The 19,836-nt window shown below is 43.4% G+C and carries 18 protein-coding genes and 1 tRNA gene; 17 read left to right on the top strand and 2 right to left on the bottom strand.

Features of this window, described 5'->3' with window-relative positions:
• Positions 1 to 538 (top strand): heme biosynthesis protein HemY (locus Q0C11_RS04630; protein ID WP_367273732.1); only part of this gene is annotated, 538 nt, incomplete at its 5' end.
• Positions 539 to 706: 168 nt separating this feature from the next.
• Here the strand turns inward: Q0C11_RS04630 and Q0C11_RS04625 are convergent.
• Complete coding sequence (locus tag Q0C11_RS04625) at positions 707 to 1,771, bottom strand: CDP-6-deoxy-delta-3,4-glucoseen reductase (RefSeq protein ID WP_293006178.1); 1,065 nt, start codon at positions 1,769 to 1,771, stop codon at positions 707 to 709.
• 52 nt (positions 1,772 to 1,823) lie between these two features.
• On the opposite strand from Q0C11_RS04625, the gene Q0C11_RS04620 reads away from it, so the two are divergent.
• From Q0C11_RS04620 to Q0C11_RS04545, 16 genes are all read left to right on the top strand, one after another.
• Complete coding sequence (locus Q0C11_RS04620) at positions 1,824 to 2,720, top strand: SDR family oxidoreductase (protein ID WP_293006176.1); 897 nt, start codon at positions 1,824 to 1,826, stop codon at positions 2,718 to 2,720.
• Positions 2,721 to 2,920: 200 nt separating this feature from the next.
• Positions 2,921 to 4,144: a type II secretion system F family protein gene (locus Q0C11_RS04615; protein ID WP_293006174.1), complete on the top strand. Its 1,224-nt coding sequence runs from the start codon at positions 2,921 to 2,923 to the stop codon at positions 4,142 to 4,144.
• A 36-nt stretch (positions 4,145 to 4,180) separates the two neighbouring features.
• Positions 4,181 to 5,041: an A24 family peptidase gene (locus Q0C11_RS04610; protein WP_293006172.1), complete on the top strand. Its 861-nt coding sequence runs from the start codon at positions 4,181 to 4,183 to the stop codon at positions 5,039 to 5,041.
• 3 nt (positions 5,042 to 5,044) lie between these two features.
• On the top strand, positions 5,045 to 5,641 hold the full coding sequence (coaE, locus tag Q0C11_RS04605; protein ID WP_293006170.1) for a dephospho-CoA kinase: 597 nt from the start codon (positions 5,045 to 5,047) through the stop codon (positions 5,639 to 5,641).
• Positions 5,642 to 5,762: 121 nt separating this feature from the next.
• On the top strand, positions 5,763 to 6,518 hold the full coding sequence (zapD, locus tag Q0C11_RS04600; RefSeq protein WP_293006168.1) for a cell division protein ZapD: 756 nt from the start codon (positions 5,763 to 5,765) through the stop codon (positions 6,516 to 6,518).
• Positions 6,519 to 6,709: 191 nt separating this feature from the next.
• Positions 6,710 to 7,993: an HlyC/CorC family transporter gene (locus Q0C11_RS04595; RefSeq protein WP_293006166.1), complete on the top strand. Its 1,284-nt coding sequence runs from the start codon at positions 6,710 to 6,712 to the stop codon at positions 7,991 to 7,993.
• A 136-nt stretch (positions 7,994 to 8,129) separates the two neighbouring features.
• Positions 8,130 to 8,206: transfer RNA gene (locus Q0C11_RS04590), tRNA-Arg, on the top strand.
• 431 nt (positions 8,207 to 8,637) lie between these two features.
• The gene (locus Q0C11_RS04585; RefSeq protein WP_293006164.1) at positions 8,638 to 9,552 is read left to right on the top strand and encodes a carbohydrate kinase; all 915 of its coding nucleotides are present in this window, start codon (positions 8,638 to 8,640) and stop codon (positions 9,550 to 9,552) included.
• Between the two features lie 2 nt (positions 9,553 to 9,554).
• Positions 9,555 to 11,714 carry an HAD-IIB family hydrolase gene (locus Q0C11_RS04580; protein ID WP_293006162.1) on the top strand — a complete coding sequence of 720 codons (2,160 nt, stop codon included), beginning with the start codon at positions 9,555 to 9,557 and terminating at the stop codon, positions 11,712 to 11,714.
• A gap of 21 nt (positions 11,715 to 11,735) precedes the next feature.
• Entirely contained in the window at positions 11,736 to 13,688 is a 1,953-nt protein-coding gene (locus Q0C11_RS04575) for an amylosucrase (protein WP_293006160.1), read from the top strand.
• 268 nt (positions 13,689 to 13,956) lie between these two features.
• On the top strand, positions 13,957 to 14,556 hold the full coding sequence (locus Q0C11_RS04570; protein WP_293006158.1) for a riboflavin synthase: 600 nt from the start codon (positions 13,957 to 13,959) through the stop codon (positions 14,554 to 14,556).
• Between the two features lie 21 nt (positions 14,557 to 14,577).
• Positions 14,578 to 15,678, top strand: coding sequence for a bifunctional 3,4-dihydroxy-2-butanone-4-phosphate synthase/GTP cyclohydrolase II (ribBA, locus tag Q0C11_RS04565; RefSeq protein WP_293006156.1), 1,101 nt, complete (start codon positions 14,578 to 14,580; stop codon positions 15,676 to 15,678).
• 50 nt (positions 15,679 to 15,728) lie between these two features.
• Positions 15,729 to 16,211, top strand: a complete 483-nt coding sequence (gene ribH, locus Q0C11_RS04560) for a 6,7-dimethyl-8-ribityllumazine synthase (protein WP_293006154.1) — start codon at positions 15,729 to 15,731, stop codon at positions 16,209 to 16,211.
• The gene (gene nusB, locus Q0C11_RS04555) at positions 16,208 to 16,708 is read left to right on the top strand and encodes a transcription antitermination factor NusB (protein ID WP_293006152.1); all 501 of its coding nucleotides are present in this window, start codon (positions 16,208 to 16,210) and stop codon (positions 16,706 to 16,708) included. Before ribH ends, nusB begins: the two co-directional genes overlap by 4 nt.
• Positions 16,709 to 16,717: 9 nt before the next feature.
• On the top strand, positions 16,718 to 17,689 hold the full coding sequence (thiL, locus tag Q0C11_RS04550; RefSeq protein WP_293006150.1) for a thiamine-phosphate kinase: 972 nt from the start codon (positions 16,718 to 16,720) through the stop codon (positions 17,687 to 17,689).
• Complete coding sequence (locus Q0C11_RS04545) at positions 17,670 to 18,218, top strand: phosphatidylglycerophosphatase A (protein ID WP_293006148.1); 549 nt, start codon at positions 17,670 to 17,672, stop codon at positions 18,216 to 18,218. The genes thiL and Q0C11_RS04545 overlap by 20 nt, the downstream gene beginning before the upstream one ends.
• Positions 18,219 to 18,277: 59 nt before the next feature.
• Here Q0C11_RS04545 and Q0C11_RS04540 read toward each other — a convergent pair whose 3' ends face one another.
• The gene (locus tag Q0C11_RS04540; RefSeq protein ID WP_293006146.1) at positions 18,278 to 19,660 is read right to left on the bottom strand and encodes an SLC13 family permease; all 1,383 of its coding nucleotides are present in this window, start codon (positions 19,658 to 19,660) and stop codon (positions 18,278 to 18,280) included.
• Positions 19,661 to 19,836 lie beyond the last annotated feature (176 nt).

Below are 19,836 nucleotides of genomic sequence, written 5' to 3'. Positions count from 1 at the left end.
GGATGCAGTATTGGAGTTAACTGAAGTGCTGGCGAAACGTCAATCGGCTAATAAAACACACATAAAGCAGTTAAGACACGATGCGCAAATAGAAAATATTAGAAGCAAAGCAACCGATTTGCAGTCCTTGAATCAATATTGGCTGCACATACCGCTAATGGAAAAGATGGATAGTAAACTTTGTGCAGCTGCAGTGCGTGCCTACAGTTCTCTAGGAGACTGCGCAGCAGCAAATCGGATTATTGAACAAAATGTTCCGATCACATGGGATAACAACTTAATTGAACTTTATGCGGAATGCTTGGGTTCTCATGTCAATAGGCAGATTGAATGCGCAGAAGTTTGGCTGAAATCACGACCTAACAATGCACAATTGTTGTTGACACTTGGTAAACTCTGCACTCATTGTGAGCTTTGGGGTAAAGCGCAAAACTATTTAGAAGCTAGCTTATCGGTTGAACCAAGTTATAAAGCACATTTTGCATTAGCACAACTAAACGAGAAGCTGGGTAAACATGAATTGGCTATGAATCATTAAATAAAGGGCCCGAATTATTCCTAAACGGCTTATTAACTAGGCCGTTGGGGATTTCCAATGGGGACTGCAAAAGCAAGGACAGATGGAAGTGTAGTGCTAAAAGAACTTAAATTTGTTTCGTTTTAACCTCATTGTCGTGACTTCAGCTAGCTACTCATTGGCTTTGCTTTATATGGACTCAGATTCCTTAGTTATTGAAGGATTGTTTGTCGAGGGTGTGAATACATCTGAGAAAAAAGCATTTTTAGGTAGCTTACAATAAAGGGTAAAGTCATGGTACGCTGCTTTTATCATAGTAGGGATGCCACATGCGTATACTTGATATTTTTCCAGATTCTCGAAATCCTGCATCACGGCCTCATGAACTAATCCTGTTTTCCCTGTCCAGTTATCAGTTGACAGAGGTTCGGATAATACAGGTACAAAGGTGAAGTTTTCATGCTGTTGCTGCCAGCTGCTAGCTAATTCAGCTAAATATAAATCGGCTTTTGTACGTGCACCCCAGTAGAGAACCATTTTTCTTTTGCTACTTCGGTTTTTTTCTTGATATAAAACGTGTTCAAGAATACTTTTTACTGGCGCAAATCCTGTTCCACTCGCTAGAAAAATAATTGCAGTACGTTCGGGTGCATCGCGCAGAAAGAACGATCCAAGCGGTCCGATAAATCGAACAATATCTTTAACCCTCATTTGGTTAAAAACATATTCTGTAAATGCACCTCCAGGGTAATTGCGTACATGTAATTGCAGAAATTCATCATTATGAGGCGCATTTGCCAAAGAAAAGCTCCGGCGTTTTCCATCTTTGAGCAAGATGTCGATATATTGACCTGGCAAAAATTGTAGCCGCTGCTTGGCAGGAAGTTTTAATGAAATAACCATGACATCGGGAGCGACAAGATCCAGTTTATGTACGCGACAAGGCAAGGTCTTTATTTCGATATCTTTAATTGCGTTGATTTCCTGGCATTCAATGATCAAGTCGGTCAATGGAGAAGCGCAGCAGAACAACGCGTTACCAGCTTTTTTTTCTTCCTCAGTCAAGGCTTCTTCACTATGACGACCGTAGTTTACCGATCCTTGTATGATTTTTCCTTTACAAATTCCGCAGGAACCGTTACGACAGCCGTAAGGTAGTGAGAATCCTTCTCGTTGAGCCGCATCGAGAATGGTTTCTCCCGGTTTTACTGTTAATATATGTCCACTGGGATGAATAAGGATTTGGTACGACATTGAGTAGCAGATAAATAATAAATATTATTTCTAGATAGAATAAATAGATTGTATGAAAAGAAAACTGTTAATTATCGGCTGCGGCGATGTTGCTTTGCGGACAGTGCCCCTGTTAAAAGAACATTACCGTATCCTCGGTTTATACCGCAGCGTAGATCGTGCTGATCTGTTACGTGAAAATGGCATTACTCCAATTTACGGTAATTTAGATTGCCCAAAAAGTCTTAAGAAGCTCGCGGGAATAGCACATCTGGTATTGCACTTGGTTCCTCCACCCAATCATGGGAAACGGGACACAAGAACGCTACATTTATTGTCTGCTCTAACAAAACAAACGAAAATCAATTCGATGATTTTACCACAACGGCTTATCTATATCAGTACCAGCGGGGTTTACGGTAATTGCGATGGGGATTTAATTGATGAAACTCATCCTGTTCATCCTGAAAATGATCGAGCTATACGACGTGTCTTTGCTGAAAGGCAAATACGTAACTGGGGAAAACGTAATCACATTTCAACGTGTATAGTGCGCGTACCTGGGATCTATGCACCTAGTAGATTACCTTTGCAACGTCTGCGAGATGGCCATCCCGCATTATTGGACGTGGAAGATAGTTATACTAATCATATACATGCAGATGACCTTGCTCAGATTATTTTTGCTGCTATACGGTTTGCCAAAACAAATAGAATTTATCACGCTTGTGACGATTCTCATCTCAAAATGGGTGAGTATTTTGACTTAGTTGCTGATCATTTTGCTTTGCCACGTCCTCCTCGTATCACTCGAAATCAAGCTCAAGAACAAATAACACCCGGTATGTTTTCTTTTATGAAGGAATCCAGGCGACTTAGAAACTTCAGAATAAAAAAAGAATTACACGTTAGCTTACTCTATCCGACAGTCCATGACGGTGTTAAAGCAGCATTGATCACTAATCAGTAAATTAATCAGCACTCAGTCTGGTATCAATCATCAAATTTTTAGTTTGCGCTAAGTAATAATCAATCAATGCCGTTTAATTCGCACAAATTAAAAACAATTTTCTAATTTTGTTGCCAAGAAAGAACAAAATTAGAATTTTTGTAACTCTGGTTAAGAATACTTAACTATCAAGAATATACTGAGTTTTAAAGGAACTGATTATGGCTACCATAACCGCAAACGCTGAAAAAAAAATAAAAGAAATTAATTATTCTTGGGAAGGAAAAGATAAGTCTGGAAAGCAACTAAAAGGTGAAATGCGCGCAGCAGGAACTGTGGTTGTAACTTCCACCCTGCGTCGTCAGGGCATCAAAGTTACAAAAATAGAAAAAATGCGATCCAATGGCAGAATCATAGAGAAAGACATAACGTTATTTACGCGTCAACTGGCAACCATGATGAAATCGGGTGTGCCACTGTTGCAGGCGTTTGAGATTATAGGGAAAGGCCATAGTAACAGGGCTTTGAGTAAGTTGTTGATGGATATTAAAGCTGATGTTGAAACTGGTAGTAACTTGACGGATGCATTTCGCAAATACCCACTTTATTTCGATGCTTTATATTGTAATCTTGTTGGTGCAGGAGAGGCTGCGGGTATTCTTGATACTATTTTAGATCGCCTGGCTACTTATAAAGAAAAAATTCAAGCTATCAAGGGAAAAATTAAATCAGCCCTTTTTTATCCTATTTCGATTATTGTAGTTGCATTTGTCATTACAGCGATAATAATGATTTTTGTGATCCCGGCTTTTAAAGATTTATTTGAGGGTTTCGGTGCCGATTTGCCCGCTCCAACACTCTTTGTAATGACGATCTCGGATTTCTTTGTCGCCTATTGGTGGGCAATCTTTGGGATTGTGTGGGGGGGGATTTATGCTTTTTTTTATACCTGGAAAAGATCTATTCCTATGCAGCGATTTATTGATCGTGTTGCACTTAAGATTCCTGTTTTCGGAGAAGTAATTCGTAAAGCTACTATTGCGCGTTGGTCGCGCACGCTTTCAACGATGTTTGCGGCAGGTGTTCCTTTGGTAGAATCATTAGATTCCGTCGCAGGTGCTGCTGGAAATTATATCTATTATGAGGCTACAAAGAATATACAGCTTGAAGTTAGCACAGGTAATAGCCTAATGTCATCTATGGCTAACAGCAATGTATTTCCAAACATGGTTATTCAAATGGTAGCTATTGGTGAAGAAGCAGGGTCGCTGGATTCTATGCTCGGTAAAATAGCCGATTTCTATGAAGCGGAAGTTGACGATGCTGTTGCCGCACTTTCAAGCTTAATGGAGCCTATGATCATGGTTGTTCTTGGAACACTTATTGGTGGCATGGTAGTCGCAATGTATTTGCCTATCTTTAAGATGGGCATGGTTGTTAGTTAGCGCGATCTTAGATAATTCAGTTTATACAAAACAACCATGACCTTACTCACCATGCTGCAAGATTCACCTGCTTTTTTTATCTCCTTGATCATGCTTCTTGGTTTGATGATAGGTAGCTTTTTGAATGTCGTGATTTATCGACTGCCCGAGATGCTTAAAAGAAGTTGGCTGCAGCAATGTGCTGAGTTACAGGGTCAAGCAAACGAAACATTACCAAATTTTAATCTTGTTACCCCGCGCTCAGCTTGTGTTCATTGCGGACACAAGCTGAGCCTATGGGAAAACATTCCACTGGTTAGCTATCTATTTTTACGCGGTCGTTGCTCCCAGTGCAACGTGCACATTTCTTCTCGTTACCCTATTGTAGAAGCGTTAACAGCCTTAATGAGTGGCATAGTTGCCTGGCATTTTGGGTACGGTTTGACAACAATCGCGGCATTGGTCTTTGTATGGGCGCTCATTACCTTGGCGGTGATTGATCTCAATACGCAACTATTGCCGGATGATATAACTTTACCGTTATTATGGTTGGGGTTATTGGTTAATATTAATAATGGTTTTACCGATATTCAATCAGCAGTTATTGGTGCTGCAGTAGGCTATTTTTCCTTGTGGTCAATTTATTGGTGTTTTAAATTGATAACCGGGAAAGAAGGGATAGGATTTGGTGATTTTAAATTACTATCCGCAATTGGTGCCTGGTTGGGCTGGAGTATGCTACCGCTGGTAATGCTTTTCTCTTCACTGGTTGCTACCACCGTAGGTGTTGGGTTGATCATAGCAGCAAAACTCAATAAGAATATTCCTATCCCATTTGGTCCTTATCTAGTTGGCGGAGCGCTTATCGCATTATTCTGGGGAGAAAAGCTTAATCATGCCTACTTTGGATTGTTCTAATCAATGACCTTTATTGTAGGACTAACTGGAGGAATTGGTTGTGGGAAATCAAGCGCTAGTCAATGTTTTGGGGATTTGGGTGCTGATGTTATTGATACTGATGTAATTGCTAGGATGCTTACTAAGCCTCACGGTTTGGCAATGAGCTCAATTAAAAATTCTTTTGGAGACACCATGATGGCTGCAGATGGTTCTCTAGATAGGAAAAAGATGAGAGATTCAATTTTCTCTGATATTAATCAAAGAATTACATTGGAAAAAATTCTTCATCCACTCATTCTTGCGGAAACTCTGCAGCAAGTCAAAAAAACTCGATCACCCTATATCATAGTCGTCATCCCGCTTTTATTTGAAACGGATGATTACGACAAAGTGGTTCAACGCAGCTTAGTTGTTGATTGTGAAGAGCAACAACAAATATTACGTACGATGGAACGTAGCAAGCTGACTGAACATCAAGTAAAAGCGATCATTGCAACGCAGGTATCACGAAAGGATCGCTTACAAAAAGCGGACGATGTGATTGACAACAGCCAAGATCTTGCATATCTAAAAGCACAGGTAGTTCAACTACACAGGAAATATCTGTCTTTGTCATAATAAACAATATGTTGCAACATAGTGGTCAAGAATTTAACTGTGAAACTTGCTTCTTTTGTGAAATAATCCTTCTCGGGCAAGACCTAATATTTCTAACCCTTGTTGTGGACGCATAGTTACCGTGATTTGTTATGAACACCCGCTTAGTGAGCGTATACGCACCCTCCTACGACTTGAAGACCTGTTTAATAGAATTGATTTTTTTTCAACTAAAGAGAGTGCTTATGAACATCATGCTTCGCTCATGGCTTTATTTGAAGTACTAGAAATCACCAATCGTGCAGATATTAAATCAGATTTATTGCAAGAACTGGAACGGCAAAAACTGATACTCGAAATGTTGCGAAAAAATCCAGATGTTTCTGAGGAAGCGCTTGATAGCGTCCTAAATGACATAAAAGTCACTTTTAGGGAAATGCTGGATTTTCCCGGAAAAGTTGGCGAACACCTGCGTGGAAATGACTGGCTGATGGCGATTAAACAGCGAATTGGAATACCTGGCGGTTGTTGTGTGTTTGATTTGCCATCCTATCATTATTGGCTCAATTTAGATCCTGTACATCGGCATGAGGATCTTAATGAATGGTTGTCTCCATTTCAACCTATACGTAACGCATTCAAAATTGTCTTGCTACTATTACGAAAGAGTGGGAGAACTCTGAGGGTTGTTGCGAATCAAGGCGTTTTTCAGCATAATGGCTCAGAATACTCAGCGCAGATGCTAAGAATTAACATAAGCGATCAGCTTCCCTGTGTGCCCGAAATCAGCGCCAACAAATATGCACTAAACATTCGCTTTATTCCGACACAATCAGTACAAAAAAATAGAGTTTATGAAGGCGATGTGACATTTGAAATAACCTTCTGCAATCTTTAGTTTCTGTTAAAAATTTTTGAATTTAACAGAATAATGGTGCTGGAACTACCATCGCTGATGCGATACGATTATTAATTTGCCCAACTGGTTGTTTCCTTATTGACAAATATTCGTTTAAATTCAAAATAACGAAAGTTTGTTTAAAATTACTATCAATTCATTACATCAAGTAGAGGTGCTCCTTGGAAGATATGCCGTTGCACATCATGCTGATTGCATTGGCGATTCTGTTAATTGTGTCAGGTTTTTTCTCGTTATCTGAAACCAGTATGATGGCAATTAACCGCTATCGATTAAGGCATCTAGCCAAGCAAGGCCATCGTGGTGCCCGATTAACGGTAAAATTACTTGAAAAAACAGATCGACTGTTGGGTGTCATATTACTCGGAAACAACTTGCTGAATACTGCTTCTGCTACGCTGGTGGCAGTCATTGTTGCCACGCTTTTTGTGCAAGATGAGTTTGCGTTGCTTATGGGAACAATAGCGGTAACCTTTGCCATTCTCGTGTTTAGCGAGATCACTCCGAAAGTGATTGCTGCTGCTTATCCTGAGCGCATCGCTTTGGCAGCAAGTTATGTGCTGACGCCCCTGCTGATTATTTGTTACCCTATTGTGTGGTTTGTTAACTTGTTTGTGAGTGGATTATTAGTCCTATTTCGATTGAAGCCCCAGAGCGTAGAACTTGAGCAAAAAATAAGTACGGAAGAACTTAAGATGTTGGTGTTGGAAGGAGGGCACTTCATACAGCATAAGCACCAAAGCATGTTGTTAAATCTGTTTGATCTTGAAGAAATTACGGTTGACGATGTCATTGTTCCACGGAATCAAGTTGAAGCAATTGATCTCAATGCTGACGATGAGGTTATTCACGCACAATTGCTAACTTGTCACCACACCCGTCTGCCAATTTACCGTGAGCGTATGGATAACATAGTTGGTCTTGTGCACGTGCGTAAGGTTTTGAATCAGATGCAAGGAGGAAAAATCACGGCATCCACATTGGAGAAAGTCATGCGTAAACCTTATTTTATTCCTTCTGGCACTTCATTATTTTCGCAACTCCAGCTATTTCAGGAAAACCAGAAAAGGGTTGGATTGGTCGTTGATGAATATGGGGAATGGATGGGGTTGGTTACACTGGAAGATATTATGGAAGAAATTATTGGTGAGTTTACTACTCAAGCACCTACCCAAACCAGTATTTTTTTGAAACAGGAAGATGGCAGTATCCTTGTCGAAGGAAGAACATTGCTGCGAGAATTAAATCGCAAACTTGATTTTCAGTTTCCGCTAGATGGGCCGAAAACTCTAAACGGATTAATTCTAGAATATTTTGAGGATATCCCCGAGGCGGGCACGGGTCTCAATATTGCTGGTTATCCAATTGAGGTTGTTCAAACCAAAAATAGAACTGTAAAAACTGTTAAAATTTTTCCTGCTTCTGCTGAGGTTGAGACAAAGCAATCTGAGTAATTAGATTGGAGAAACACATTAATTTAGCGCTAATATTACAATCTGATTGTCACACCCTGAACAATCCCGGTTGGACGGGAATAATAAAAGCAGTTATTCTGTCGCTCGGCAAACATTAACTAGTTTGTTTATCAGAGCGCCCATAGCTCAGCTGGATAGAGTACCGCCCTCCGAAGGCGGGGGTCGCACGTTCGAATCGTGTTGGGCGCGCCAAAATCCGTCAAAAACTACTAACATAAGTGTTTGCTTTTAAGCGCAAATGTACTGCTAGTTATTTCTCTGCTTAATCTTAATTAGCTCTTTAGTTAAACTAAAACAGGCCTTAAGCTTAGTTTCACTAGTATCTATGTGGCATTGAGTAGTCGAGTTAATACAGAGGAGACTCTGGTGAAATTAGAGTCACTTCTTGAGCTTGGCAACCCATGGTAGTTATTGATCGATTGATGATTTCCTATTTATGTATTGGGTATGGTAAGGTGTAAGAGACGTTCTTTGGCAATTTCTGTGCCACACAAAATGCTATTTTTAAGTAGGCTCAAAAGCTGTACCGCTTGAAGCAGCTGCATTATGAGTTATCTTGCTCTGAAGTGAAGTGAGCCTCAAGATTTCGCTATGTAATTAAACCAAAAGAGTAGTTGGTATCCATGGCATCTATTAAATCAGAAACGATAATATTATTCGGAGAAGTTCTGGTAGATATATTCGATGACCGAAAAGTGTTTGGAGGTGCTCCGTTTAATGTTGCACGTCACTTGCAAGCATTTGGGCTGCATCCGGTATTAATATCGCGTATCGGAAATGACGAACTGGGTTGCGAACTACTTGCTCAGATCAAAGATGCCAATATGGATGATTGTGGTATACAGCGTGATAATTTGCATCCCACCGGGCAAGTAATGGTTCATATGGAAGGGCGTGGACATCGCTTTGAAATTTTGCCAGAACAGGCTTATGACTTCATCCATGCAGGTATGTCGCACAGGATTTCTTCGGCCATGTGCCCGCAATTAATTTACTTTGGTACCTTGGCTCAGCGCAGCTCAATATCAGCTCATGCTCTGGTAACTTTGTTTGACAGTAACAAGGCGCCACGCTTACTGGATATCAATTTACGTAAACCTTGGTATGACACGCACACCATAAAGCACTCCTTGATACACGCAGACCTGGTTAAAATAAATCAGGAAGAGCTGGATGTATTGGCGCTACTTTTCCGGCCACCTGGCATAAATCGAGTCCAAAAAGCAGCAGCGCTGATAAAACACTTTGATCTGGATAGCATGTTGGTCACCTGTGGTGAAGACGGTGCCTGGCAACTCGGCAAAGATAATAAAGTGACAAATATAAATGGATTGGTGTCTTCGCGTCCTGTGGTGGATACAGTCGGTGCCGGGGATGGTTTTGCTTCTGTGTATATACTTGGGTTGTTGCGCGGGTGGCCTATCATGCTTACCTTATCGCGCGCAAACGCTTTTGCCGCTGCTTTGTGCGAAATACGAGGAGCTATTCCTGATTCTTCTGATTTTTATGGACCGTTTATTGCAGATTGGAAGACATAACGATGGACTCGATAAAGAGTGAGAATCCCTTGTATATTTTGATGATCAGTACGCATGGATTGATCAGAGGAAATAATATGGAGTTGGGGCGTGATGCCGACACAGGTGGGCAAATTACCTATGTAGTGGAGCTGATGCGTGCATTGGCCCGCCATCGCGAGGTCGGACAAGTGGATTTGTTGACGCGATTGATAGAAGATCCTGCGCTGTCGTCAGATTATTCCCAACCCGTTGAAGATATTGGTAATGGCGCGCGTATTCTGCGCTTGCCTTTCGGTCCATCGCACTATGTACGCAAGGAACTGCTGTGGCCTCATCTTGATCAGTTGGCGGATCGCAGCTTGCATTTTTTGCGTCAACAAGGCCGGTTGCCGGATCTGATCCATACACATTACGCGGATGCCGGATACGTAGGTCAACAGCTATCGCAGCTTCTTGGCATACCTCAGGTACACACGGGTCACTCATTAGGACGTCCCAAACAATTACACTTGCTGGCGAGTGGCCGTAAGAAACAAGCTATTGATCGTCAATTCAATTTTGAGCGCCGCATTACGGTAGAAGAGGATTTATTAGTTAACGTTGCGATGGTGATCACTAGCACCCGACAGGAAGTTACCGAGCAGTACGGTATGTATCACAATCACGTAAGTGGTCGTTTTGTCGTGATCCCTCCGGGTACCGATATTGCTCGTTTCTCACCACCGGGGCGTAGGAAAATCAATTCCAATGTCGTTCATATGGTGGATAAATTTCTTTCTGATCCTGTCAAGCCGATGATACTTGCAATCTGTCGTCCTGCCATTCATAAAAATCTGAAAGGATTGATCAATGCTTACGGAAGTAGTCCAGCATTACAAGAGAAGGCCAATCTGGTCATCGTCGCAGGCAATCGCGACGATATACGAGAACTTGATGAGGCATCGCAAAAAGTACTGAGGGAGCTGTTGCTGGACATTGATCACTATGACATATGGGGTAAGGTTGCGATACCTAAGCATCACGGCGCTGAAGACATTCCAGAGTTGTATCGACTTGCTGCACGTCGTCGCGGCGTATTTGTCAATCCGGCATTAACCGAGCCTTTCGGCTTGACCCTAATTGAAGCAGCCGCTAGCGGCCTGCCTTTTGTGGCCACGGAAGACGGCGGGCCTCAGGACATTGTGGCCAATTGCTGTAACGGGTTACTGGTAGATCCTCTTGATCCAGCCGCTATCGCTTCTGCACTCGACAGCGTGCTGTCGGATAAACAGCAATGGCGATTGTGGGCAAAGAATGGTGTCGCAGGAACACGCCGCCATTATAGTTGGGATGCTCACGTCAGTAAGTATGTGAAAGAGGTGCGCAAGTTGCTGCGCCGCGATCGCAAACGTATGCGCCGTCAGATTGCGTTCACGATGCAAGATGGTAAATCGCCGATGCCGTTGGCGCGTAAGGCGCTGATCAGCGATATAGACAACACTTTGATAGGCAATAGAAAGGGATTGCTGCAACTAGTCGACTGGTTAAAAAATCACACAGGATCGATAGTCTTCGGTATTGCTACTGGACGCTCTCTGGAAAGCGCGGTAAGTGTACTCAAGAATGCGCGGGTTCCAATCCCCAATGTATTAATCACCTCGGTTGGAAGTGAAATTAATTATAGTTATAAGCTTCAACCGGATATTGGCTGGGCAAATCGTATCGCGCACTTGTGGCGACGGGAGGCGCTGGAACAAGTATTGTCCGATATTCCTGGGTTGACACTTCAACCTGTCGAGAATCAACGTAAATTTAAGCTGAGTTATAACGTGGCGCCAGAGCAGATGCCATCTTTGCATGATCTTTGCCAGTTACTGCAGGAACATCATTTACACGCGCGGCTTATATACTCGCATGAGGAATTTTTGGATGTGTTGCCAGTACGTGCTTCCAAAGGGCATGCTATCCGCTATTTGGCTTACAAGTGGGGATTGCCTCTGGAAAATTTTTTGGTCGCGGGTGATTCAGGTAACGATAAGGAAATGTTGCTGGGTGATACGCTGGGTATAGTGGTTGGCAACTATGGTGCGGAACTTGAGCAGTTGCGCGGTATGGAACGAATATATTTTGCTCAGGGCCATCACGCGGATGGCATTCTTGAAGGGCTGGCGCATTACGGCTGGCGGTCTACGGATAGCTGAAAATTCTAGGTATATAAAATCATGTATGAACAGATTTCGCACTCATTGCTTAATGATATTTTGGTTGAGTTGAGGCAAAAATCAAAGCCACAGAATCTGCAACTCTTTTATACGCGATTAGGCGCAAATTTCTATGCGATTTATTCGCTATTCAATACGCTTTATGGGAATCGGCCAGATTTCAAAGAACAGATGCGGAATCTGGTAGAAACACTTATGCGCCAATACGCTACTAGACCCAGCCATCTCAAGAAAACAGACTTGGAGCGTGAAAAAGATCACAATTGGTTTCTAAGCCAGAAATGGGTGGGTATGGCACTGTATTGCGATGGATATGCCGACAATCTGCAGGGTATGCTACCCAGATTAAGTTACCTGCAAGAATTAGGTGTTAACTTGGTACACATTATGCCTATTTGTGATTGCCCTGAAGGCAAGAGCGATGGCGGCTATGCTGTTAGAGACTATCGCAAGATTGATAGTCGATTCGGCACCTTTAAGGATTTTGATAAACTAGTTGATAGCATGAAAAAGCGCGACATGTTGTTAGTGCTGGATGTGGTGGTTAATCATACTTCTGATCAGCATGAATGGGCTGAAAAAGCGCGTGAAGGTGATAAAACCTATCAGGATTACTACTTCACCTTTGATGATCGATCAATCCCTGACATCTATGAAGAGTCAATGCCGGAAGTATTCCCGGAAACTGCGCCGGGCAACTTCACTTGGGATGAAAAGATGGGTAAATGGGTGATGACTGTATTTAATCACTATCAATGGGATTTAAATTATCAGAATCCGTCAGTACTCATAGAAATGCTGGACATTCTTTTGTTTTGGGCTAACCGTGGCGCCGATATTCTACGGCTTGATGCGGTAGCATTTCTCTGGAAAAAAATAGGTAGTTCTTGCCAGAATGAGCGTGAAGCTCATCTGATTTTGCAGCTAATGAAAGATTGTTGTCAAGTTACTGCCCCAGGCGTGTTGTTTATTGCAGAAGCTATTGTCTCGCCCACCGAGATTATTAAGTATTTTGGCGAAGATGCTATCAATGCGAAAGAGTGTGAGATTGCCTACAATGCTACTTATATGGCGCTGCTGTGGGATGCTGTAGCGACAAAAAAGGCCATACTGCTTAATATCGGTATACAGAATATTCCTCAGAAACTTGAACGAGCAACTTGGCTCAATTACGCACGTAGCCATGATGATATTGGCTTGGGGTTTAGCGATTCCGACATCGTTTCTGCTGGATATGAACCATTATCGCATCGACGTTTTCTGGTTGATTATTTTACTGGAAACTTTGAAGGGTCTCTGGCAGCCGGACTTGCTTTTGGAAGAAATTTGGAGACGGGCGATGCACGTATTTCGGGATCGCTCGCTTCGCTCGCAGGACTTAAGCACGCGCTGGAAAATAATGACGTTAATGCTACGAATATGGCTATTAAGATTATTCTACTTTTACACGGAATGATCCTTTCGTTTGGCGGAATTCCGATGCTTTATTATGGGGATGCCATCGGAACGCTCAATGATGATTCTTATCTTAATGATGAATCAAAGAGCACGGATAATCGTTGGGCACACCGCCCCAAAATGGACTGGAACAGAGCAATGTTAAGAACACAGCCAGGAACAGTCGAATACAGCATTTTTTGTGCGGTAAAGAAAATGATTGCTGTGCGCAAGGAAGTACCAGCTTTTGCAGATAGAAACAATCGCGAATTATTGAACGTAGACAATCCCCATCTTTTTGTGTTTTCACGATTTGATCAAATCAATAACAGCCCACGAGTTCTGGTGGTTGGAAATTTTGATGATGAGCCGCAACCTTTAAAGCTATCCCCGCTCCAACATATGGGTTTTTTTCAGCACGAGTTAATCAAAGATTTAGTAAGCGGAGAAACCCTGCATGTGACAGATGAGAGCTTAATTTGTCCTGCACGGTCTTTTTATTGGTTGCAAGCATAATAAAAAGTATGCGATCAGATTTTTGCATCTCACGAGTAGGGAGAGATGATATTCCACCGAACCTGGTGATTTCAAATTACATTGATTCATTGAGAACCGAGGTTTGCTTCAATCATAATTTAGCTTCAAGTAAAAGTTTCCTAGAGATAAGTAATTGCGATTTTAGCAAGGTATACTTGCAACAGCTCTAGCAAACTGTTTGTTGAATGAACATTGATTCACAGTCCTTGATACCTCTTTTTGCCATTCAGAATTAATACGTAGCGAGATGTTTACCGGAATCATACAGGCAGTGGGTGAAATAACTCAGACTCAACCCAATATGGATCATAGCAATAATGGGCTATCCTTAAGTATTTTTACTGGAGAGTTGGATCTGAGCGATGTGAATGTCGGTGATAGTATTGCTGTGAACGGTGTTTGTCTCACGGTTACTTCATTGACTGTTAATAAATTCACTGTGAATGTTTCGCAAGAAACACTAAACTGTACTCAAGGACTTAATCAGACCGGTATACGCGTCAATTTGGAAAAAGCTTTGCGCTTGTCGGACCGATTGGGTGGCCACTTGGTTAGTGGTCATGTGGATGGAATTGGTATCGTAATTAAATTTGAACCCGCTGGGGAGAGTTATGAGTTGATCATTCGGGCGCCAGATTCAATATTGCGATACTTGGCACATAAAGGCTCGATCACAGTGAATGGAGTTAGCCTGACAATTAATCAAGTTGAAGGTAATGAGTTTTCTATCAATCTTATTCCGCATACTTTAGCGATGACCACTTTAAATGAGCTGGCGCCGGAAATACGTGTAAATTTGGAAACTGATATGTTGGCGCGCTATGTGGCAAAGTTGTTAAATATCTAACGTAATTCGGAAGAAATAAATATGAGTATCAGTGCGGTTCAGGAGATCGTTGCCGATTTGAAGCTGGGTAAAATGGTCATCCTTATTGATGAGGAAGATCGCGAGAATGAAGGCGACTTGGTTCTTGCTGCTGATTTTGTAACACCGGAAGCCATCAATTTTATGGCTACCCATGGCCGTGGGTTGATTTGCCTAACCTTGACCGAAGAAAGATGTCATCAATTAGATCTACCTTTAATGGTATCTTCTAATCGTGCGCCGCTGGGTACCAATTTTACACTTTCCATTGAATCCGCCAGTGGTGTCACTACGGGCATTTCGGCGGCGGATCGTGCACACACCATTCAAGCTGCAGTTAAAAAAGATGCGAAGCCAGAAGACATTGTACAACCCGGGCATATTTTTCCGCTGATGGCCCAGAAAGGTGGGGTACTGATGCGTGCCGGGCACACCGAGGCGGGTTGCGACTTAGCCAGGATGGCGGGTTTGACTGCGGCTTCGGTAATTTGCGAAATTCTAAAAGAAGATGGCAGTATGGCGCGGTTGCCTGATCTCATAACGTTTGCGCATAAACATCAACTTAAAATTGGTGCAATCTCGGATTTAATCGAATACCGTAATCAAACCGAAAGCCTGGTTACCCGTGTTGCTGAGCGCGTCATCCAAACTCTGCATGGCGAATTTCAGTTAGCGGCCTACCGTGATGAGATAACGCATATGACCCATTTGGCATTGGTCAAAGGTAAAATAAATCCCGCAACCGAAACATTGGTACGTGTGCATGAACCATTGTCGGTAATTGATTTATTGGATATTAATGACAGTGCGCATTCCTGGAGTATTCATGCTGCGATGAAATTGATTGCTGAGGCAGGGTGTGGTGTTATCGTACTGTTGCATCGAAAAGAAAGTTCAGCCAAACTGATCGAACGCATCCAGTTGCAGGAACCCCATTTCCCCAACGCGATTAAGACAGATTTACGCGATCATGGTATTGGTGCCCAAATACTTAAAGATCTTAGTGTAGGAAAAATGCGTTTAATGGCAGCCCCAAGAAAAATGCCAAGTGTGACAGGATTTGGATTGGAAGTGACGAGTTATGTTGAGACACAAGGGCAATAATTTTATATTTGTATTGATCAATTTTTGTGCTAAATAAACAGGAGTCTAGTATGCCGTATTATGACAATATTCTTGAATTTGAACCGAATCTGGATGGATCAGATTTACGCGTGGGTATTGTCATGAGCCGTTTTAATATTGATATTGGTGAAGGGCTGTTGAGTGCTTGTACCGCAGAGCTGAAAAAAAAGGGTATGCAGGATTCGAATATTCTCATCGTAACGGTACCGGGTGCATTAGAAATTCCACTCACGATGAAAAGAATGGCTATGTCCGATCAATTTGATGCGATGATCGCACTGGGTGCGGTGATACGCGGCGATACCTATCATTTCGAAGTAGTTGCCAACGAATCCGCGCGTGGCTTGCTTATGGTGCAGCTCGAAGTTGAAATTCCTATCGCTAATGGCATATTGACGACCGATAATGAAGATCAGGCGATTGCACGGATGAGCACTAAAGGCATGGAAGCAGCCCAAGTTGCGCTGGAAGTGGCCAATTTGCATATTAGAATTGATGAGTTCGAGATATGAACGGTACACTTCTTGACACAAGCTCTCCCACAGACAAAAAAACGGAGAAGTATAAAAGCCGTCGTCGGATCGCGCGTGAATTTATATTGCAGGGCATCTATCAATGGCGGACTGCGGGCGGTACAACGAGTTTTATCGAACAGCAGTTGCGCGAGTCTGACGAATTCAAGCATGTCGACGAAAAACATTTTACCCATGTGTTGCAGGGTGCATTGCAAAGCGTGGATGAATTGGAAAAAATCATCCAACCTTGCTTGGATCGACCCCTCAATGAGCTGAGTCCAGTAGAGTTTGCAATTTTATTATTGAGTACGTTCGAGTTAAGTCATCATCCGGAAATCCCTTATCGTGCCATTCTTAATGAAGCGATTGAATTAGCCAGAACCTATGGGGGTAGTGACGGACACAAATACGTAAATGGCGTACTGGATAAACTAGCTGCTCGATTGCGTAGCGTTGAAATTCAAGCGCAAAAGGCGACTAAGAATCGCGTATAGTTTTCCAGCATGCATTCAGAATTTGATATTATCCGTCGTTATTTCCAGCGGTCTACAACTGGTGTAGTACTGGGAATCGGTGATGACGCAGCACTGATTGCAGCAACAACAGGGATCGAATTAGCTATTTCAACGGATACATTGGTGTGTGGTAAACATTTCTTTCCTGAAGTTGATCCTTACAAGCTCGGGCATAAATCCTTGGCAGTTAATTTGTCCGATATGGCCGCAATGGGCGCTAAACCGCGCTGGGCATTATTGACTCTAACATTACCGAATGACCTGGTAAATCAAAATACTGCTTGGCTATCTAAATTCAGTGGTGGTTTCTTTGCACTGGCTGATTTACACCAAATCGAGTTGATCGGAGGAGACACTACCGCCGGGGCGTTGAATATCGGGATACAAATTATCGGTGAGGTTGCAGCAGGTAAAGCATTACGTCGAAGTGGCGCCAAGCTGGACGATGACATTTGGGTCTCCGGTCAAATAGGTGATGCGGCCTTGGCACTGCAACATGAATTGCGGCAATTCACTTTGCATCCCGTTGAGATTGAGCAATGCTTGCCAGCGCTACTGACGCCGACTGCTAGAGTGGAGCTTGGTCAGCGTTTGATTGGCCTAGCGCATAGTGCCGTCGATATCTCGGATGGATTAATGGCCGATTTGGGGCACATTTTGACTGCTTCCGGAAAAGCAGCTTGGATTAATCTGAGCGATATACCATGCTCCCCAGTATTGAAGAAATACCGCCAGCAACAAGTAGCAATGAGTTGCTTGTTGGCTGGTGGCGATGATTATGAGTTATGTTTTACGGCGCCGAAAATAAATCGCCGGAAGATTGAAACGCTTGCCACCGAGTTGACCCTCTCGCTCACCCGCATCGGCAAGGTTTATTCCGGCGAAGGTTTAATTGTGAAAGATGCGCAGGGAAACACAATGACTTTGGAAACTCAAGGATATGACCATTTCAGAATCTGATATCCACAGCCCATCCAGTGGTTCACCCCCGCCATTTCGACCGAATGTGGATTTTCTCTACAGCCATCCTGCCTATATGATCGCATTCTCGGGTGGAGCCGGATTAAGCCCTATTGCACCAGGAACGGTGGGAACATTGGTTGCTTTTCCGTTATTCTCATTGTTTAATCATTATCTGAGCCCTTTTTATTTTTTGTTGCTGATTGATATCCTTTTTATTATAGGCATTTGGGCATGTGGTCTAACTGGCAAAGCACTGAGAGAACCTGATCATAGCGGCATGGTGTGGGATGAAACTGTGGCATTTCTCTTGGTATTATATTTCACCCCGGATCACTGGGCCTGGCAATTGGCTGCGTTCGCTTTGTTTCGTCTGTTTGATATCGTCAAGCCCCAGCCCATTCGTTATTACGATCGCCACATAAAAGGTGGGTTTGGCGTCATGTTCGACGATTTATTAGCCGCGTTCTTCACACTTCTATGCTTGTCCGGATGGAAAGCGTGGGTGTTATCTGAAGGCTATTTTTGACTTTGTTAGTCTTTTAAGCTCAACGATTATCCGCGTCATTCATTCAAACTTAGAATTTGTTATGCAACCAAAAAATAACACACCAGCGTAATCACCATAGCACCGATAAAATTCAATGCCGCCCCCTCTCTGACCATATTGGCAATAGAGATGTGACCACTTCCAAAGACGATGGCGTTTGGTGCGGTGGCAACCGGCAGCATAAAGGCGCAACTTGCGCTCATCGCAGCGGGCACCATCAGCAGGCTTGGCTCAATGTCTGCCGCCAGCGCAGCGGGTGCCAGGATTGGCATCAACAATATCGTGGTTGCGGTGTTACTGGTGGCTTCGGTTAGAAAAGTCACGCTCAGTGTGATGACGGCAATGATTACCAGTGGGTGCAAGCTGGCGAGAACCGCCAATTGATCGCCGATTGCACGGGATAGTCCAGATTCGACAAAGGCTTGAGCAATGGAAATACCTGCGGCAAACAGGATGAGAATGCCCCAGGGTACTTTCTCTGCGGTTTCCCAGTCGAGCAACTTGCTGCCGCGACCGTTAGGCACCAAAAACAAAATCACCACAGCAACTAATGCAACAATCGCATCATTCGCGCCTTTGAGGTCAAACCAAGTACTCCAACCGCCGAATGGTTCAAGGCGCGTAATCCACGCTAAGGCAGTCAAACCAAAAATAATTAGTACGCGGCGTTCTTCGGGGCGCCAGTCACCCGCCGGAGGAATTACCAATACGCCGCGATAATCCAATTTGCGCGTGAGCCATAGCCCGGCAATGGGGATAAAGATAACCACCACGGGTAGTCCCCAACTCATCCACTGTGAGAAACTCACCGCTATTCCGGTGAAATTTTCATACTGTTGAATGAAGACCAAGTTCGGTGGTGTACCGATGGGCGTTCCCAGGCCACCGATATTGCTGCCGTAGGCAATCGCTAATAGCAAGGGTATGGCTAGCTTCTTATCCGGACTCTGTGTAATGACCGCCAGTGCAATCGGTAACATCATTAACGTCGTTGCAGTATTCGATATCCACATACTTAATACGGCAGAGGCCACCATAAATCCCAGTACAATGCGGCGGCTACTGGTTCCACCGACCAGATTGACCATCCCGAGCGCAATCCGCCGATGTGCACCGGAACGTTCCATTGCTGCCGACAAAATGAATCCGCCGAGCATCAATAGAATGAGCTCGTTGCCATACGCCATGGCTATTTTTTCCTGGGGTAATACGCCAAGGAGCGGGAAAACCGCTAACGGAATCATGGATGTTGCAGGAATCGGGATCGGCTCAAAAATCCACCAAATCACGCACAGAATGGCCACAGCTCCGGTCCAGCAGGCGTATTCTCCCCAACCAAACTGAGACATGGCAAAAAACATAGCGATTGCAAGCAACGGACCAGCAATCAAAGCCCACTCGCGATTGGGAGTAATGGTCATAAAATCTGCAACAGATGCTGTGTATCAAAGGATTTTCATCATGCCGGAGTGGGGGAGGTGCGTCAATCATGTTTCATGAGATTGAAGCAATGTAGGTACTAGGTTTTTTTATGATATGTTACTGAATGTTCGGCCATACCGACTCGAGCAGAATTCAGGTCAATATTTGATTTGTG

The sequence above is a fragment of the Nitrosomonas sp. genome (genome assembly GCF_022842015.1).
Taxonomy (GTDB): Bacteria; Pseudomonadota; Gammaproteobacteria; order Burkholderiales; family Nitrosomonadaceae; genus Nitrosomonas.
The sequence above is the reverse complement of the archived record's forward strand: the minus strand, read 5'-3'. Positions and strand labels throughout refer to the sequence as shown.

Bases quoted from the DNA above. Each gene is read 5' to 3' on its own strand.
- Q0C11_RS04570 (WP_293006158.1), top strand. From the start codon at position 13,957: ATGTTTACCGGAATCATACAGGCAGTGGGTGAAATAACTCAGACTCAA.
- Q0C11_RS04585 (WP_293006164.1), top strand. From the start codon at position 8,638: ATGGCATCTATTAAATCAGAAACGATAATATTATTCGGAGAAGTTCTG.
- ribBA (WP_293006156.1), top strand. From the start codon at position 14,578: ATGAGTATCAGTGCGGTTCAGGAGATCGTTGCCGATTTGAAGCTGGGT.
- Q0C11_RS04615 (WP_293006174.1), top strand. From the start codon at position 2,921: ATGGCTACCATAACCGCAAACGCTGAAAAAAAAATAAAAGAAATTAAT.
- Q0C11_RS04595 (WP_293006166.1), top strand. From the start codon at position 6,710: ATGCCGTTGCACATCATGCTGATTGCATTGGCGATTCTGTTAATTGTG.
- Q0C11_RS04580 (WP_293006162.1), top strand. From the start codon at position 9,555: ATGGACTCGATAAAGAGTGAGAATCCCTTGTATATTTTGATGATCAGT.
- Q0C11_RS04625 (WP_293006178.1), bottom strand. From the start codon at position 1,771: ATGTCGTACCAAATCCTTATTCATCCCAGTGGACATATATTAACAGTA.
- Q0C11_RS04545 (WP_293006148.1), top strand. From the start codon at position 17,670: ATGACCATTTCAGAATCTGATATCCACAGCCCATCCAGTGGTTCACCC.
- ribH (WP_293006154.1), top strand. From the start codon at position 15,729: ATGCCGTATTATGACAATATTCTTGAATTTGAACCGAATCTGGATGGA.
- Q0C11_RS04620 (WP_293006176.1), top strand. From the start codon at position 1,824: ATGAAAAGAAAACTGTTAATTATCGGCTGCGGCGATGTTGCTTTGCGG.
- Q0C11_RS04575 (WP_293006160.1), top strand. From the start codon at position 11,736: ATGTATGAACAGATTTCGCACTCATTGCTTAATGATATTTTGGTTGAG.
- Q0C11_RS04540 (WP_293006146.1), bottom strand. From the start codon at position 19,660: ATGACCATTACTCCCAATCGCGAGTGGGCTTTGATTGCTGGTCCGTTG.
- coaE (WP_293006170.1), top strand. From the start codon at position 5,045: ATGACCTTTATTGTAGGACTAACTGGAGGAATTGGTTGTGGGAAATCA.
- Q0C11_RS04610 (WP_293006172.1), top strand. From the start codon at position 4,181: ATGACCTTACTCACCATGCTGCAAGATTCACCTGCTTTTTTTATCTCC.
- thiL (WP_293006150.1), top strand. From the start codon at position 16,718: ATGCATTCAGAATTTGATATTATCCGTCGTTATTTCCAGCGGTCTACA.
- nusB (WP_293006152.1), top strand. From the start codon at position 16,208: ATGAACGGTACACTTCTTGACACAAGCTCTCCCACAGACAAAAAAACG.